Source organism: Flagellimonas meridianipacifica (assembly GCF_003001695.1).
GTDB classification, from domain to species: Bacteria; Bacteroidota; Bacteroidia; order Flavobacteriales; family Flavobacteriaceae; genus Flagellimonas; species Flagellimonas meridianipacifica.
Window position 1 is genome coordinate 669,838 of the sequence record NZ_PVYX01000001.1, and the last position, 16,572, is coordinate 686,409.

At 39.9% G+C, this 16,572-nt stretch carries 16 protein-coding genes; 9 read left to right on the forward strand and 7 right to left on the reverse strand.

Translation table 11 applies throughout. The annotated features are described in order from the left end of the window. Nucleotide 1: 1 nt before the first annotated feature. The gene (locus CLV81_RS02945; protein WP_170068320.1) at nt 2-2,080 is read left to right on the forward strand and encodes a M16 family metallopeptidase; all 2,079 of its coding nucleotides are present in this window, start codon (nt 2-4) and stop codon (nt 2,078-2,080) included. A gap of 29 nt (nt 2,081-2,109) precedes the next feature. Here the strand turns inward: CLV81_RS02945 and CLV81_RS02950 are convergent, their stop codons facing one another. Beyond that, complete coding sequence (locus CLV81_RS02950; RefSeq protein ID WP_245911908.1) at nt 2,110-2,994, reverse strand: DMT family transporter; 885 nt, start codon at nt 2,992-2,994, stop codon at nt 2,110-2,112. Between the two features lie 86 nt (nt 2,995-3,080). Between CLV81_RS02950 and CLV81_RS02955 the strand changes: the two genes are divergently transcribed. From CLV81_RS02955 to CLV81_RS02975, 5 genes are all read left to right on the forward strand, one after another. Further along, nucleotides 3,081-3,455: a hypothetical protein gene (locus CLV81_RS02955; RefSeq protein ID WP_146129815.1), complete on the forward strand. Its 375-nt coding sequence runs from the start codon at nt 3,081-3,083 to the stop codon at nt 3,453-3,455. A gap of 95 nt (nt 3,456-3,550) precedes the next feature. Then, entirely contained in the window at nt 3,551-4,570 is a 1,020-nt protein-coding gene (locus tag CLV81_RS02960; protein WP_106143562.1) for a transporter family protein, read from the forward strand. A gap of 9 nt (nt 4,571-4,579) precedes the next feature. Then, nucleotides 4,580-6,982: a TonB-dependent receptor gene (locus CLV81_RS20845; protein WP_106143563.1), complete on the forward strand. Its 2,403-nt coding sequence runs from the start codon at nt 4,580-4,582 to the stop codon at nt 6,980-6,982. Nucleotides 6,983-6,998: 16 nt separating this feature from the next. Beyond that, a complete protein-coding gene (locus tag CLV81_RS02970) occupies nt 6,999-7,871 on the forward strand; it encodes a DJ-1/PfpI family protein (RefSeq protein ID WP_106143564.1) in 873 nt (290 codons plus the stop codon). Nucleotides 7,872-7,896: 25 nt separating this feature from the next. After that, nucleotides 7,897-8,316 (forward strand): hypothetical protein, encoded by a 420-nt coding sequence (locus CLV81_RS02975; protein ID WP_106143565.1) that lies wholly within the window; start codon nt 7,897-7,899, stop codon nt 8,314-8,316. A 2-nt stretch (nt 8,317-8,318) separates the two neighbouring features. On the opposite strand, the gene gldD is transcribed toward CLV81_RS02975, so the two are convergent. The 4 genes from gldD to mutY are packed head-to-tail and all read right to left on the reverse strand — an operon-like array spanning nt 8,319 to nt 11,732. Beyond that, entirely contained in the window at nt 8,319-8,876 is a 558-nt protein-coding gene (gene gldD / locus CLV81_RS02980; protein WP_106143566.1) for a gliding motility lipoprotein GldD, read from the reverse strand. Then, a complete protein-coding gene (locus CLV81_RS02985; protein ID WP_106143567.1) occupies nt 8,866-10,194 on the reverse strand; it encodes a gliding motility-associated protein GldE in 1,329 nt (442 codons plus the stop codon). Before CLV81_RS02985 ends, gldD begins: the two co-directional genes overlap by 11 nt. Nucleotides 10,195-10,218: 24 nt before the next feature. Continuing rightward, nucleotides 10,219-10,671 carry a single-stranded DNA-binding protein gene (locus CLV81_RS02990; RefSeq protein ID WP_106143568.1) on the reverse strand — a complete coding sequence of 151 codons (453 nt, stop codon included), beginning with the start codon at nt 10,669-10,671 and terminating at the stop codon, nt 10,219-10,221. A gap of 23 nt (nt 10,672-10,694) precedes the next feature. Beyond that, on the reverse strand, nt 10,695-11,732 hold the full coding sequence (gene mutY / locus CLV81_RS02995; RefSeq protein ID WP_106143569.1) for an A/G-specific adenine glycosylase: 1,038 nt from the start codon (nt 11,730-11,732) through the stop codon (nt 10,695-10,697). A gap of 121 nt (nt 11,733-11,853) precedes the next feature. On the opposite strand from mutY, the gene CLV81_RS03000 reads away from it, so the two are divergent. The 3 genes from CLV81_RS03000 to CLV81_RS03010 all read left to right on the forward strand — a co-directional run bounded on the left by CLV81_RS03000 (nt 11,854) and on the right by CLV81_RS03010 (nt 14,494). After that, a complete protein-coding gene (locus tag CLV81_RS03000) occupies nt 11,854-12,144 on the forward strand; it encodes an HU family DNA-binding protein (RefSeq protein WP_106143570.1) in 291 nt (96 codons plus the stop codon). Between the two features lie 275 nt (nt 12,145-12,419). Further along, nucleotides 12,420-13,967 carry an Rne/Rng family ribonuclease gene (locus tag CLV81_RS03005; RefSeq protein ID WP_106143571.1) on the forward strand — a complete coding sequence of 516 codons (1,548 nt, stop codon included), beginning with the start codon at nt 12,420-12,422 and terminating at the stop codon, nt 13,965-13,967. 53 nt (nt 13,968-14,020) lie between these two features. Then, nucleotides 14,021-14,494, forward strand: coding sequence for a regulatory protein RecX (locus CLV81_RS03010; RefSeq protein WP_106143572.1), 474 nt, complete (start codon nt 14,021-14,023; stop codon nt 14,492-14,494). 3 nt (nt 14,495-14,497) lie between these two features. On the opposite strand, the gene CLV81_RS03015 is transcribed toward CLV81_RS03010, so the two are convergent. Both CLV81_RS03015 and bioB read right to left on the reverse strand, forming a co-directional pair. Continuing rightward, nucleotides 14,498-15,367, reverse strand: a complete 870-nt coding sequence (locus tag CLV81_RS03015; RefSeq protein WP_106143573.1) for a cupin-like domain-containing protein — start codon at nt 15,365-15,367, stop codon at nt 14,498-14,500. A 60-nt stretch (nt 15,368-15,427) separates the two neighbouring features. Further along, nucleotides 15,428-16,528, reverse strand: a complete 1,101-nt coding sequence (bioB, locus tag CLV81_RS03020) for a biotin synthase BioB (protein ID WP_106143574.1) — start codon at nt 16,526-16,528, stop codon at nt 15,428-15,430. Between the last annotated feature and the right edge of the window lie 44 nt (nt 16,529-16,572).

The following is a 16,572-nucleotide window of genomic DNA, read 5'->3' on the forward strand; positions in this document are numbered from 1 at the left end:
GATGAAAACAATTAAAAATTATATTTCAATCCTTTTTATCCTCTTTGCATTTGGACTCAATGCACAGATTGATAGGAGTAAGCAACCCGAACCCGGACCAGCGCCAAAGATAAATTTGGACAAGCCCAATTCTTTTGAGCTAATGAATGGTTTGAAAGTTATGGTGGTTGAAAATCACAAACTACCACGAGTACGAATTCAGCTTGAAATTGATAATCCTCCGGTACTTGAAGGTGATAAGGCCGGCGTTCAAAGTTTGACAGGCTCACTTTTGGGACAAGGTTCCACCAATATGTCCAAAGACGATTTTAATGAGGAAGTGGACTTCTTGGGTGCCACCATAAACATTGGGGCGCAGGGTGCTTTTGCCAGTAGCCTTTCCAAATACTTCCCAAGAATTTTGGAATTGATGGCGGATATGGCTTTGAACCCAAATTTCAATCAAGAGGAATTTGACAAAGAAAAAAATATTCTTTTGACTGGTTTAAAAACCCAGGAAAAAGATGTTTCTGCTATTTCTGGAAGAGTACAGCTGGCTTTGGGGTACGGCAAAAACAATCCTAACGGGGAGTTTCTTACCGAAGAAACAGTGAACAATGTCACCTTGGCCGATGTGCAACAGTTTTACAGGAAGAATTTTGTTCCTGCCAATGCCTATTTAGTAGTGATAGGTGATGTTCAGTTTGAAGAGGCAAAGGAATTAATTACCGAGGCGTTTACCCCATGGACGAAAGCCACACCACCTTCCTTGATCTATTCCAAACCTCAAGATGCCCAATACACACAAATTAACTTCGTTGATGTTCCCAATGCCGTTCAATCTGAAGTTTCCGTACAAAACTTGGTTGAGCTTCAAATGAAGGATGAAGATTATCTCCCAGCCTTAATTGCCAACCAGATACTCGGTGGCGGCGGAGAAGGAAGACTATTTTTGAACCTTAGAGAAGATAAAGGATACACCTATGGTTCATATTCCGCCATCCGCGATAATAAATTTGGTCCTACCCGGTTCAACGCAGTTGCCCAAGTTCGTAACCAAGTCACTGATAGTTCAGTTGTAGAAATTCTAAAAGAAATTGACCGAATTATTAAGGAACCCGTTTCTGATAAGGAGCTTGAGAACACCAAAGCCAAATATTCAGGGCGTTTTGTAATGGCACTGGAGCAACCGGAAACCGTGGCCAACTATGCATTGAACATTGAAAAAGAAGGCCTTCCGGATAATTTCTATGAAACGTATTTGGAGCGCATTAACGCAGTTTCTGTAGAAGATGTCCAAAAAGCGGCCCAAAAACACTTATCCATAGACAAGGCCCGAATAGTCGTTGCCGGAAAGGGAAGTGAAGTAATTGAGAATTTGGAGAAAGTAGAATTCAATGGTAAAAAAGTACCCGTACTCTATTACGACAAGTTTGCAAACAAAACGGAAAAGCCAGATTACAATGCCTCGATTCCCGAGGGAATCACCGCCGAGTCCATTTTGCTGAATTACATTTCTGCTATAGGAGGCAAGGCAAAACTGGAAGGTGTAGAATCCTATGCCATGTTTGCCGAAGCCCAAATGCAAGGTATGACTTTAGAACTGGAATTGAAGAAAACCTCTAAGGACCAGTTCATGCAGAACATAAAAGTCGCCGGTAATTCCATGCAAAAACAGGTATTCGATGGAGACAAAGGATATATGGTCGCACAGGGTCAACGAAAGGATTTATCTGAGGAAGAAATCCAAAAAATCAAGGAGGAGTCCGCTGCTTTCCCAGAATTGAATTATTTGGTTGCTGGTGGCATCAGTCTTGAGGGAGTGGAAACTGTCGGAGACAAAAAGGCCTATAAACTAAAGATCACCGAGAATAAATCTGCTTTTTACGATGTTGAAACTGGATTAAAACTTCAGGAAATGGAAGTACAGGAGGTACAGGGACAACAAATTAGTCAGACGTTAATACTTTCAGATTACAAGGAAGTCTCCGGAATTCAGTTCCCATTCAAATTATCCCAATCTGCAGGACCTCAGACTTTTGATTTTATAGTTAAGGAAATCAAGGTAAACGAAGGTGTTACTCCAGCGGATTTCGAATAAAATACAATGTCAAACGAACAAAAAGGCGTCTATTTGGGCGTCTTTTTTTTGTTTACCAAGTAAACCCCCAACAAAATAATTGCCGCTGCCAACAATTGTTGAAGCTTAAATTCTTCTCCATCCAAGATTCCCCAAAAAATCCCTACCAAAGGGATAAGATAGGTTACCGAAACCGAAAAAACCGCAGAGGATATCTGAACAAGCCGGTTGAACATAACTTTGGCTACACAGGTGCTCATAATGCAAAGGATAACGATATATCCCAATGAGCTCCAAAAGTACTTACCAGTAGTAACTTCCTGGGAGAAAAATCCGGAAAAGGGAAGAATCAAAAGTGCGGGTACAATAATTGCGGAAAAATTACCCACAGCAATTCCCATGGCCGATACATCATCAAGTTTACTCTTAATAATATTTGCGTTCGATGCATAGCAAATCGTTGCCAGAACTACGAATCCCGCATACCAATAATTTTGACTCGGATTGATTTGGCTTTCGAAAACAACCAAACATATTGCTCCGACAAGTCCAACAATCACGCCTACTAATTGATTATGCCCAAAACTAATTCCAAAGGCAAAGAACCCGATGAACAAGGTAAAAAGAGGTACTAGCGAATTCAGAATAGATGCTATGGCGCTATCAATCTCGGTTTGGGCAAATGCAAACAAAAACATGGGGATAAAACTTCCCACAAAACCAGATAAGGCTACCCAAGGCCATTCTTTTTTGCTAATGGTACGAAGCGACTTGAATCCAATTATGAATAAAAAAAGACCAGCCAACACTACTCGTACAGCTCCTAGTTGTACCGGGTTAAACCCATCAAGTCCCTTTTTGATAAGGATGTAAGATGTACCCCAAATAACGGAAAGAACAAAGAGATAAATCCACTTTCTATTTTGTAGGGTCACCTTAGAAATTTAAAGTGCAAAAGTGCGGTATATTTGAGAGAATTTGAGCTTTTGTGCCTTATTTTTGTCACCCAAATCCCATTTGATTGAAGAACTTCATCGTATATAGTTTTGTTCTGCTCTATGTCATTGCAATGACACGACCCATCCTTCCCTTGATGGAATTCATTATATACGAGGATTACATTGCTGAGTTTTTGTGTGTTAATAAGGACAATAAAGAGCTTCAATGTAATGGAAAATGCTATTTGATGCAGATGCTTCAGGAACAAAATGAGGATAAAAAACAAAATCTTCCCAAGATTGCGATGGAGGAGTATCCTATTGGATTTGTGCAATTACCTGATTTTATTTCAGAAAAGTTCTTAAAGGTTCATGACGAACAAAGGTTCAAATACATGAATCCTTACAGTTATATCTTCTCATCCGAAAGTTTTCATCCCCCAAGTATTTCTTGTTGATTTTTCTTGTTCACGCCAATTAATAGGGAACCTGCCAACGGTTCTCCAAGTTTTTGATTGGTATTAATCAAATAATACACTTTTAAAACAATACAATGAAATACTATTTATCCATCATTGCAATGATGGCTGCTTTTGCATTTTATGCACAAGAAACTACTAATACTGCACAAAAATGGTCCGCAGGAAGACCAGACGGACACGCTCCAATTCCCGTAATGGGAGACCATATGCACGGAAAGGGAGAATGGATGTTCTCCTACCGATATATGTATATGAACATGGAAGACCTAAAACAAGGCAGCGACGATGCCTCCTTTGGTGATGCCCTAGAAAACTATATGGTAACCCCCACAGAAATGCCCATGAACATGCACATGTTGGGAGCAATGTTCGCCCCAAGCGATAAAATCACCGTAATGGCCATGTTCAATTACTTATCCATGGAGATGGACCATGTAACCCGAATGGGCGGAACATTCATAACGGAGGCTAGTGGTTTTGGTGACATCCAAATTTCCGGATTGTACCGATTCTTCAATCAAAATCAGCAAACCCTGCACGGGCAGTTGGGCTTCTCCATTCCAACGGGAAGCATCACAGAAAGTGACGTTACTCCAGCTTCGGCACCCAACGAAACAGAACTGCCCTACCCCATGCAAATTGGAAGTGGCACATTTGATACCAATTTGGCCCTTACCTATTTAGGTCAAGGTGAAATCAATTCATGGGGTGTTCAACTCAGGGGGATTTTTCGATTTGGTGAAAATGATAGGGAGTTCCGCTATGGAAATCGATATAGCCTCAATAACTGGTTTGCAATCAAAGCTGCAGATTGGCTAAGTTTTTCGGCAAGGTTGGAAGGACTTATTGTCGGTGAAATTGAGGGAGAAGACCCTAACCTCAATCCTATGATGGTGATTACAGCCGATACTGAGAACTCTGGGGGAAACTTTGTGAACGGTGGATTGGGCTTTAACATCTACATTCCATCAGGAGCTTTAAAAAATCTCCGATTCGGTTTTGAAGTGGCATCACCAATTTATCAGGATGTCAATGGAATTCAGCTAAGAACCAGAGAGACCCTGACTTTGGGAACCCAATATGCATTTTAGGCTTTGTACATGAAAAAAAAGCTGATTTTGATGCTCGCTTTCATTTCATTTTTGACAGGAGCGGCACAAACTGTGCTTAAGGGTACGGTAAAAGATGCTAAAAACAAACCTATTGCATTGGCAAACATCAAGGTTTTGAACAGCAGTTTAGGTACTGCAACCAATAGCAAGGGTGAATTTTTATTGGAAATCAATTCTAAGGTAGAAACCATTGTGATTTCTGCCTTAGGTTTTGCGACTCAAACCGTAGTATTCGAAGGTGACTCTGAACTGACCGTTATTCTTTTGGAAGAAACTACCGTTTTGGGAGATGTAGTCGTATCGGCCCGAAAACGAGAGGAAGCATTGGTTACTTCTCCCATTTCTGTGAGTTCATTGGATAGTAAGACCATAGAAGATACTCAAACTTGGGATTTGGGAGGTCTTACAGCCATTGTCCCAAACTATCTTTATCAAGAGTCTGGGGTACCTTTTCAGGCGATTCAATCTATACGAGGGATACAGGTTTTTAGTGAAAACCCTGCAGTGGCCACCTATATTGACGATGTGAATCAATTGGATATTCTTGCCAATGGTTTTGCGCTAACGGATATTGAACGGATTGAGGTCTTAAGAGGACCACAGGGCACCTTGTTTGGAAGAAATGCCATGGGTGGGGTGATTAACATAACTACCAAGCAACCAACAAACACAACAGAAGGTTTTGCTGAAATTGGTTTTGGTAATCTGGGTTTAAACCGACACTCTATTGCATTGAAAACACCCTTGATAAAAGACAGGCTTTTCTTTGGTTTTTCAGGTTTGTTTCAAAACAGAAATGGCTATTGGGAAAATGATGCCTCTTTGGCTTTTGTACCAAATCCATCTTTGGATGGGGAAACCGTGGGGGATTTTAGAAACTTGTATGGAAATCTTAGCTTAAAATGGTTGGCATCAGAAAAGCTAGCCTTTTCATTGAATGTGAAATCACAAAAAGACTGGTCCGATGCAACGGGATTTTTTGTCTCACAACCCAATGAGGAAATCGCTTTCGAAAATCCGGACAAAATCTATTTGAGCCGATTGGGAAGTCATAATAGGAACATAGTCAATACAGCTTTGGTTGGCAAATACTATGGTAAAAACTATACCCTTAGCTTCATCGCCACGTATCAAAACATAGTTTTGGCATTTGAGGATATTGACTTTCCTGGATTTTTCCACTCTTTCGTTGATGATGAAATTGGAGAGAAACTTCCCCCTCAAGAAGTATGGAGTCAAGAAATAAGAATCAATTCGACCGATGCAGACTCTAAATGGCAATATACTGGTGGAATCTTTGGATTTTCTCAAAAAGCTTTCGAGCCTTCCACAAATCTTGCTCAGGAATTAACCGATGGCGAAGCCGATTTCCTTCAATTACCAAGAGGGTCGAACATCATTTTCCGAAATGAAGGACTAAATCAGGGTTTTGCAGCCTTCGGTGAACTCAGTATTGCAATCGGCAATGGATTTGAACTAACGGGAGGTCTACGATATGATTTTGAGGAACGGGAAGCCACTTTTAATGGTTTCGGAGATTTAATATTTCTGGATGATGAACTCATTGAAAATGCTCAAGAAGTAACGGAAAAAGGAAGCTATTCTGCCTTATCACCAAAACTGGCTTTCTCTTTTACACCTAACAATTATTCCAATTTGTATGTAAGCTATAATCGAGGGTTTCGAGCTGGCGGGATAAATGCGCAGCGATTGCCAGAGGGTATTGATCAAACATTTGACCCTGAGTATTCGAATAACTTTGAGTTGGGCTATAAATTAAACTCAATGGATAACAGATTTAGGTTGGGTGCTACGGCCTTTTATATTGATTGGACAGACCTTCAATTCTTTAACCTTGTTGCATTGTCCACGTTTGCTCGGGAGAACGTTGGAGATGCCACATCTATGGGTTTAGAACTTGAAACTTCATTAATCCCAGTAAATGGTCTTGAACTTGATGCCAGTTTTGGGTATAACTATACGGAATATGAAGACTTTGTTTTGGTTAGGCAGGATTTTGTTTCAGGTGAGGAGATACGAACCGATATCAGCGGCAACTCCCTAAGCAATGCTCCGGAATATACGTTGTTCTTGGGAGCACAGTATGGAACACGTATTTCGAGTGAATTAAGAGCCACCGTAAGAGGTGAACTCAGGAGTATTGGCAACTACTTTACCGACATTCAAAATACGTTGGAGCAGCCTTCTTACAACTTGGTGAATGCCCGTATATCTTTTGAATATAAAAACTATCAATTGATCTTTTGGGGTCAAAATCTTACAGATGAAACCTATCTCGCTTTTGGAAATGCAGACACAAGTTTCGGAAGCAGAAATGTTAGGACAGCTGCCCCTTTGACTTTTGGCAGTACCCTTAGCTACAGATTTTAATTAAAAACAACATAAAATGAAATTATTAACAACAGTGTTGGTTGCGATGCTAATACTTTCCTGCAAAGACCATCAAGTAACTACTAACACTTCCGAAGAGAAAAAAGAAGAGATGGGAAGTACCAAAAACAGAAATGTGAAACCGGACGGAAGCTTTTATTCCGATGAAGAGTTGGAAGCCATGGGCCATGCCGAATCAATGGCCATACTATATGAAGTACCCACTGATACGGTAAAAACTATAGGATTTCTTCTATATGACGGTTTTTTTACCATGGATGCTATGGGGCCTCTTTCAGTGTTGAACAGTATGTATCCTACTGAAAAAATTCTTATTGGGAGAACTAAAGGAAAAATAGTGAGCAGCGATAAGGTAACCTTTCATGTGGATTATAGCATAGAGGACATTGACCAATTGGATATGCTTGTGATTCCGGGGGGATTTATAGAAACCTATCAAGCCACCAAAGACGAAGAGCTTTTGCAATGGATTCGCAAAATTGATGATAACAGCAAATACACGGTAAGCGTGTGTACTGGAGCTTGGATTATGGGCGCTGCAGGTTTACTTGAAGGCAAAAAAGCCACTACACACTGGTATCGAGCTGAAGAAAATCTTGCAAAGTATGGCGCCCAATTTGTTGAAAAACGTTTTGTAAATGATGGCAAATATTGGACCAGTGCTGGCGTTTCTGCAGGAATCGATATGAGCTTGGCCCTTGTTGACCAGATTCTAGGAAGAAACTATGCCGAATTTATCACCCTGAATCTTGAGTACGACCCCCAACCTCCTTTTGAAGGGGGGCATCCCAAAAAAACGGATAGGGTCGTTAGCGCGATGATGGAAAAGATGTTCGATGAAGGGCTAGCCCCATATCTTGAAAAGTAATAGATTTGAAAAAACCGATTGGAAAATGAAACAGATTATAATTTTAGCTCTTTTGGTAGTCTTCACCATGAGCTGCAAAGAAAAAAAAGAAACTCCTGAAGGACCTACCCAAATGGAAGAGGTAATGGCAATTCATGATGAGGTAATGCCTAAAATGGGAAAGCTAGGGAAAATGGTAGGCGAGCTTAAAAGTAAAGTTGATACTACTGAGGCAGGCCAACAATATCAAGCTGCGATGAAAGACCTGCAAGATGCCAACAAAGCTATGATGGATTGGATGATGAATTTTGGCAACCGCTTTGATTCTGATGAGATATTGGAAGGAAAAGCTCTAACTGAACAAAAACAGGTATGGCTAAATGAAGAGGAAGAAAAGGTAAAGGCGCTACGTGAACAAATAAATCAGAGCCTTGAAAAGGCTGAAGCCCTCTTGAAACAACAATAGTTTTAGTTTTTCCAGCTAAGACTCTCCATGATTTTTCTAATATCCTTTTGGAGATATATTGCGGCGGGAAGAATGGAATCGTAGTTTGGTTTTGCATAGAAATACAAAGAGCCTGTAACAAAGTGAGAGGTACTGTCAGTCACATAAAATTGGGATTGTGAGGCGGCATTACCGCTTACTTCATAGAACATCCCATAGACCTTATCGCCTGGGTTGATGAAAGGTTGTTCCAAAATATTATCCGCCTTCACTACATGTTCATAGGACAGTTTCTGGGCGTCAACAAGCAGCGTATCAAGATTGCTTTCTACTTTTTTGTATGTTAGATAGATTGAACCCTTCATTGAGGGATAATCCAGAACCAAAGAACAGTCCTTGTTTTCTTTGACGAAGGCAATGTCATTCTTATCAAAAGTAAAAACACAATCTGAATTTAGTTTTTGATAAGATGCTTCTGGATAGTCCAAACGCAACATAGCCTTGGGTTTTGGCAGCACATCGCCCTTGCATCCAAGAGCTAAAACAATACTAAAGGCATAAATAAGGAGTCTAACTCTCATTGGGCAAAGTGAACTTAATTCGTTTTAATCGTTTTTTATCCAAGCTTTCCACCACAAACTGATAGTTTTTGAAAAATACTTTTTCTCCTCTTTTTGGAAAACTTCCAGAAATCTCCAAAACAAAGCCCGCAATGGTTTCCGATTCCCCTTTTTGATCCTCAAATTCGTCTTCATCTTCAATCTTTACCACCCTGTAGAAATCCTTTAAGGTAGTCTTCCCGTCAAAGACATAATTAAAATCGTCCAATTTGGAAAAAATCAAATCCTCATCATCGAATTCATCGCTGATATCCCCAACAATTTCTTCAATGATATCTTCCAAAGTTACAATTCCTGAAGTTCCTCCGTACTCATCCACCACAACTGCCAAATGATTCTTCTTCTCCTGAAACTCGAGTAGAAGGTCATCCAATTTTTTATTTTCCGGAACAAAATAGGGTTCTCGAATCAAAGACATCCAATTGAAGCTTTTTCGTTCCAAATAGGGCAATAAATCCTTAACATATAGGACTCCTAGAACATTGTCCATACTTTCCGAAAAGACCGGAATACGTGAATACCCGTTCTTTTTTATTTCAGAAATAACCTCGGGAAACTTCATTTCCTCGTTAAGGGCAAAAATATCAATTCGAGGGCGCATTACTTGTTTGGTGTCCGTGTTACCAAAGCTTACTATACCTTCGAGTATCTTTTTTTCTTCCTTAGTTGTATCTCCTTCTGATGCCAGTTCCAAGGCCTGGGATAAGTGATCTACTCCAAAATTGGATTTTTGTCTCCCCAACTTGTCCTGTAAAAAAACCGTGGCTGAACTCATGGGAGAACTAAAAGGTGTTAAAACCACACTTAGTGCACGCAGAGGTCTTGACATAAGTGTTGAGAACTGTTTTTTGTTTCGATTGGCATAAATCTTTGGAAGAATCTCCCCAAACATCAAAATCAAAAAGGTAGCAACAATGACCTCGAGTAAAAAACGTACGGATACTACTCCAAATAAGGTCTGGTTTATTTCCGAAAAGAGCGTATTTCCTATAGAACTAAACAAAAGGACAATACCAATGTTTATGGCATTATTGGTAACAAGAATAGTGGCCAAGAGTTTTTTAGGCTTGTCCAAAAGCCTGTTTATCATCGCCCCACTTGATTCATTCTCTTCTTCAAGTTCATTCAAATCTGTTGGGGAAAGTCCGAACAAGGCGACTTCCGCACCAGAAATAAGTGCCGAAAAGCACAATAAAACAAGTAGTACAATGACTTTTACACTAAAAACTCCGCTGTAAGCGAACAATGCAATGGACAAGCAATACGGGTCAGGGTCCAAGTTAGTAGTATTTAAATCTTTCTTTTAGAAGGGTAAATCATCATCTTCTACACTCTCCTCAGCGGCTGGGGCAGCAGGTTGGGTTGGTTGAACCGGAGCATTGGCAACAGAAGGTTGGGAAGGGTTCGTCATTCCTTCTTTGTTTGTTGAAAGAAAAGTGAAATCCTGAACATGAACCTCAGTAGTGTAGCGTGTATTTCCGTCCTCTCCTTGCCATTGTCTGTTTTTCAGTCTTCCTTCGAGATAGACTTTATCTCCCTTGCTAAGGTATTTTTCACATATTTCGGCCGCTTTATTGCGCACCACAATGTTGTGCCAATCCGTGTTGGTTACCTTCTCGCCGGTTTGTCTATTGGTATAGGTCTCATTGGTCGCCAGTGGAAAGCGGGCTATACAATTACCTCCTTCAAAATAGTGGATTTTAACCTCATCTCCCAAGTGGCCAATTAGCATCACTTTATTTAATGTTCCGCTCATAACTTTTCAATTGGACAAAGGTACTAAATTTTAAAAGTCCTGATAAAGTCAGCAATCAAAACTGGTACAGCAAATGAACCGATTTGGTCCCAGGAAATCCCATCCTTGATTTTTTCTGAAGGCTTAAGAATCCAAAACTGCGTATGTAAATGTTGATGGGATAGTTTATGGACAATGGGCTCTTCATTAAAAAGCACCAAAGATTCCAAATTTTTTCCGTAAGGTTTTTGCTGCAATTCTTTAACCATTGTATCATGGTCTGCAATACTACCGGTTTCCACCAAAGGAAATTGATACAGATTTTGCCATATACCCTTTCCTTTTCTTTGCTCGATAAGCGTGTTTTGGTTTGCGTCAACCAAAACCAGGTAGTTAAAGTAGCGATGTTTCAATTTGGTCTTTCCCAACTTAACCGGAAGGCTTTTAACCCTATTCTCGTTTAGGGCAGCACATCCATCATTTAAAGGACATAAGAGACAGTATGGTTTTTTGGGAGCACATTGAATAGCACCAAATTCCATAATGCCCTGATTGTAGTCACGAATGTTTTTGGTATCCATTACCTCTCTGGCCAATTCCTTGAAATATTTTGTGCCCTTGGTGGAATTTATTGGAAGTTCAACACCGAAGTATCTGGATAAGACCCTATATACATTGCCATCCACAACAGGTTCTGGAATATCAAAACATATGGAAGCAATAGCACTTGCTGTATAGTCACCCACACCTTTAAGCTGTTTTAGGCCCTCATAGGAATTTGGAAATTCACCTCCAAAATCCTTTACAACCATTTTTGCCGTAGCATGCAGATTCCGTGCCCTGGAGTAATAGCCCAAACCCTGCCATAGTTTCAATACTTTTTCTTCTGGAGCAGCAGCTAAGTCCTGTACGGTGGGAAATGCTTCTATGAATTTGAAATAGTAGGGCGTTCCCTGTACAACCCTGGTCTGTTGTAATATAATCTCAGAAAGCCAGATTTTATAGGGATCCCTGGTACTTCGCCAAGGTAATTCCCGTTTATGCTCTTTGTACCAGTTCAATACTTTTTGTGAAAAGCTCATCAAAAAAATTATGGAAAATAAAAGTAGTGGTTTATGTACTTAAAATTAAAGGCATTAAGCAAAAGATTAATTTAAATTTTTATATTTGCAAGCCTAAAAAAACAGAAATTAAATTAACGAAATGACGAAAGCGGATATCGTAACTAGAATCTCGGAGAAACTAGGTATGGAAAAAGGAGATGTTCAAGCAACTGTTGAATCTTTTATGGAAGAAGTGAAATCGTCCTTGGAAAATGGCGACAATGTATACCTAAGAGGTTTTGGTAGCTTTGTCATTAAGACAAGAGCGGAAAAAACAGGTAGAAACATCTCTAAAAATACTACCATCAAAATTCCGGCCCATAATATTCCTGCCTTTAAGCCTGCCAAAGTTTTTGTTGAAGGTGTTAAGAGCAACGTACAAGTAAAATAATTCAACTAACACTAAAGGAAAAGCTATATGCCGAGTGGTAAAAAGAGAAAAAGACATAAGGTAGCTACTCACAAGCGTAAGAAACGCAGAAGAGCAAACCGACACAAGAAAAAGTAGTTGTTGCAACTACTTTTTCATTTTACATGCATACGTTCTTTGACATAGAGATTCAAAATGAAGAATTTCAATCGGTTTAACAAAAAACCGATTCCAAATATTGTTTAATCATTTATTCCAAAAACACTTCACATTGGAATAAATCAAAATCGATTCATGTGAATAGAGAATTAATCGTTAGATCTAGTTCTGAAGCAGTCGATTTTGCCTTACTAAAAGATGGAAAACTCATTGAACTTCACAAGGATGAGGACGACAACAACTTTTCCGTTGGGGATATCTTCCTAGCCAAGATAAGAAAGCCCGTTACCGGACTCAATGCGGCCTTTGTCAACGTAGGTTATGAAAAAGATGCCTTTCTGCATTATCATGACCTTGGCCCGCAACTGTCATCCATGCTCAAGTTCATCAAAAAAGTAAGAACAGGGAAGCTTAGAGATTACACCCTGAAAGATTTTCCATTTGAAAAAGATATTGACAAGAATGGCAGCATCAATGATGTAATAAAAGCCAATCAGTCATTGTTGGTACAAATTGTAAAAGAACCCATTTCCACCAAAGGCCCAAGAATCAGCTCTGAACTTTCCATAGCAGGGCGTTACTTGGTCATGGTTCCTTTTTCTGACCGTGTTTCCGTATCTCAAAAAATAGGAAGCAAAGAAGAAAAGGATAGATTGATACGCTTGGTGAAGAGTATCAAGCCCAAAGGATTTGGCGTTATTATCCGTACCGTTGCAGAAGGCAAAAAAGTTGCTGAACTGGACAAAGATCTTCAGAATCTGCTGACCAAATGGTCGGCAATGTGCAAAAAACTGCAAAAGGCACCTCATCCTTCCAAAGTTTTGATAGAGCTTAATAGAGCTTCTTCCATACTTCGGGATGTTTTTAATGATTCCTTTACCGGAATCCATGTGGATGACGAGACTTTATATAATCAAATCAAAGATTATTTGCATGAGATTGCACCCCAAAAAGAATCCATAGTTAAACTATATTCAGGGTCTGCCCCTATTTTTGAAAAATTCGGAATAGAGCGTCAGATTAAGACTTCTTTTGGCAAAACGGCATCCATGAGCAAAGGAGCCTATTTGGTAATTGAACATACCGAAGCACTCCATGTAATTGATGTAAATAGTGGAAACCGTTCGAATAAAGCGAAAAATCAAGAGGATACCGCACTTGAGGTAAACCTTTTGGCCGCTTCCGAAATTGCAAGGCAATTGCGACTTCGTGACATGGGTGGTATAATCGTGGTAGATTTTATTGATATGACCAAAGGCGATCATAGAAGAAAACTTTTTGATCACCTGAGGGACGAGATGAAGGAAGACCGTGCGAAGCACAAAATATTGCCCCCAAGTAAATTTGGTCTCGTTCAAATTACGCGTCAACGTGTTCGCCCAGAAATGAACATTAAGACCAGTGAAGAGGACCCCAATGTGTCAGGAAAGGAAGTCGAAGCTCCGATTGTGTTGATTGATAAAATCAATGCAGATTTGGAACGAATATTAAAAAGCAATAGAAAGCATAAGGATATTGTATTGAACCTACATCCATTTATTGCTGCATATTTGACCAAAGGATTTCCGTCACCACGATTCAAATGGTGGTTGGACCACAAGAAATGGATTAAGATTCAACCAAGGGATGCCTACACTTATCTAGAATATAGATTCAAAGACAAGGAAGGAAAGACCATCCGATAATATAAAGCGACTTCAGCAATGGGGTCGCTTTTTTGTTTTTGTACTTTTAGCAAATGAGCACATATGTACATTATTCAGTTCAGGAGGCCCAAAAAAAAATGGAACGTTACTGTGCTTATCAAGAGCGATGCCATAAGGAAGTCGAAAAGAAATTGAGGGAAATGCGTATGATTCCTGAAGCTATTGATAGTATAATGGGCCACCTCATCCAAGAGAACTATTTGAACGAAGAACGTTTCGCAAGAAGCTTTGCCCGGGGGAAGTTCAACATAAAAAAATGGGGCAGAAACCGAATCAAAAATGAATTAAAACAACGGGATATTTCAAAGTTCAATATTCAACTTGCACTTACTGAAATTGACTATCAGGACTATCTTCAAACTCTTGACGTTTTGGCTAAAAAAAAATTGGCACAACTCACCGAACCCAACCTATTCAAAAAAAGAAAAAAATTATCCGATTACTTGCTTTATAGAGGTTGGGAAAGCCCATTGGTTTATGAAAAAGTTATGGAACTCACCAAGTGACCACTACTTTTGAATAGCTATGAGTTCTGTCCGTCTTATAGCTTCTTCATTTTTCCAATCTATCCATTTTTGACCTTTCCATCTTCGCATCATATTATCAAAATGGCGCATAAAGAAAATATTGTATAACGCTTTACCAAAATTCTTGGGCTTACGGGCTATGGCCCTAAGACTCATGGAAAATCCTGGGCTAATGTATTTCATATGGTGCCAATACCCTTCTGGAATGTACAACACGTTTCCATGCTCCAAATGTGCAATGTGTCCCTTTGCATTTTTAAGTGCGGGCCATTTGTCCAAATCCGGGTTGGCAAAATCAATATCTTCCCGCGTAATTAAAGAATGAGGGATTTTATATAAAAACTTGGTTTCTGATTGCGGAAATAGGATACATTGCTTTTTTCCTTCAAAATGAAAATGAAAGATGTTGGCCAAATCAATATCGTAGTGCATAAAAGTATGCGAGTCACTACCTCCAAAAAACAACATAGGAAGTCCTTTCATCAACCGAAGTCCAAAGTCTGGATATTTAAAGTCTTTTTGAAGCTGAGGAATCTCTTTGATAACATTCCAGAGAAAAATGCGATATTTTGTAGGTTCGCTTTTAAGAAGACGGATATAATCTTTCATCTTCATCTTGGCATGGGGCTCGTTGAATCCCTCATCATGCTTCACTGGTCTATCATCATAAAGAGGCACTTCCTTTTCACCAGCAATCTGCGACATATAATCCAAACTCCATTTAGAATAAGCCGGCCAATCCTCGATGAAGTTTTCGATGACTACTGGCTTCTGGGGCCTAAAGTACTTTTGAAGAAACTCTTTCTTAGAAAGTGTCTTTTCTCGAGGAATTTGTTCAAGGTTAAGTTCCAATATTTCAACGAGTTTGAAACTACAAAATTACTAAAAGGTTTTTAAACCCTTTCTATGACTCTATTCCTTGGTCGCTAACTTTGACTTTTCTTTAGCCAATTCGTTTCGTTCAATCGTGTGGTCAGGACGCGTCCATCTGGGCTTCTCTCCCAAGGATTGATATTCTGAATCTTTGGCTTCTACCGTTTTGGGCTGAGAAATCTTTATGAATGGTTTTTGTGGATTCAATCCCAACGTTTTAAACATTTCCATGTCCTCGTTTACATCGGGATTTGGTGTGGTCAACAGCTTGTCTCCAGCAAAAATGGAGTTCGCCCCAGCAAAAAAGCACATGGCCTGGCCTTCTCTACTCATTTCTGTACGCCCTGCGGAGAGTCTTACTTGAGTCTCTGGCATCACAATTCGAGTGGTGGCAACCATACGTATCATTTCCCAAATTTCAACTGGTTTTTCGTCCTCCATAGGAGTTCCTTCAACCGCTACCAATGCATTAATGGGAACGGATTCCGGTTGGGGACTCAAAGTGGATAGTGCTACTAACATTCCAGCTCTATCCTCGGTAGATTCTCCCATACCGATAATACCGCCACTACAGACAGTCACATTGGTTTTTCTCACATTTTCAATGGTTTCCAAACGATCCTCATACCCTCTGGTTGAAATCACCTCCTTGTAATATTCCTCAGAGGTATCTAGATTATGGTTGTATGCGTATAGTCCTGCCTCCGCGAGTCGTTTTGCTTGGTTCTCGGTAACCATGCCCAACGTACAGCATACCTCCATATCCAATTTATTGATGGTACGTACCATCTCCAATACTTGGTCAAATTCGGGTCCATCTTTTACATTACGCCATGCGGCACCCATACACACCCTGGAACTTCCCGAAGACTTCGCTCTTAAGGCTTGTGCTTTTACCTGCTGAACGGACATCAAATCATTCCCTTCAATATCCGTGTGGTATCTTGCAGCTTGCGGGCAGTAGCCGCAATCTTCCGGACAGCCTCCGGTTTTAATGGATAACAAAGTAGATACTTGAACTGTATTGGGGTCATGAAATTTGCGATGCACCGTTGCCGCTTCATATAATAACTCCATTAACGGTTTGTTGTAAATTTCTAAGATTTCTTCTTTGGTCCAGTTGTTTCTTATTACACTCATATTTCTCGGATGTGGAGACAAAAATAGGTCTTATTCTTAAACCA

Bases quoted from the DNA above. Each gene is read 5' to 3' on its own strand.
- CLV81_RS02945 (WP_170068320.1), top strand. From the start codon at position 2: ATGAAAACAATTAAAAATTATATTTCAATCCTTTTTATCCTCTTTGCA.
- CLV81_RS02960 (WP_106143562.1), top strand. From the start codon at position 3,551: ATGAAATACTATTTATCCATCATTGCAATGATGGCTGCTTTTGCATTT.
- CLV81_RS20845 (WP_106143563.1), top strand. From the start codon at position 4,580: ATGAAAAAAAAGCTGATTTTGATGCTCGCTTTCATTTCATTTTTGACA.
- CLV81_RS02970 (WP_106143564.1), top strand. From the start codon at position 6,999: ATGAAATTATTAACAACAGTGTTGGTTGCGATGCTAATACTTTCCTGC.
- CLV81_RS02975 (WP_106143565.1), top strand. From the start codon at position 7,897: ATGAAACAGATTATAATTTTAGCTCTTTTGGTAGTCTTCACCATGAGC.
- gldD (WP_106143566.1), bottom strand. From the start codon at position 8,876: ATGAGAGTTAGACTCCTTATTTATGCCTTTAGTATTGTTTTAGCTCTT.
- CLV81_RS02990 (WP_106143568.1), bottom strand. From the start codon at position 10,671: ATGAGCGGAACATTAAATAAAGTGATGCTAATTGGCCACTTGGGAGAT.
- mutY (WP_106143569.1), bottom strand. From the start codon at position 11,732: ATGAGCTTTTCACAAAAAGTATTGAACTGGTACAAAGAGCATAAACGG.
- CLV81_RS03000 (WP_106143570.1), top strand. From the start codon at position 11,854: ATGACGAAAGCGGATATCGTAACTAGAATCTCGGAGAAACTAGGTATG.
- CLV81_RS03010 (WP_106143572.1), top strand. From the start codon at position 14,021: ATGAGCACATATGTACATTATTCAGTTCAGGAGGCCCAAAAAAAAATG.
- bioB (WP_106143574.1), bottom strand. From the start codon at position 16,528: ATGAGTGTAATAAGAAACAACTGGACCAAAGAAGAAATCTTAGAAATT.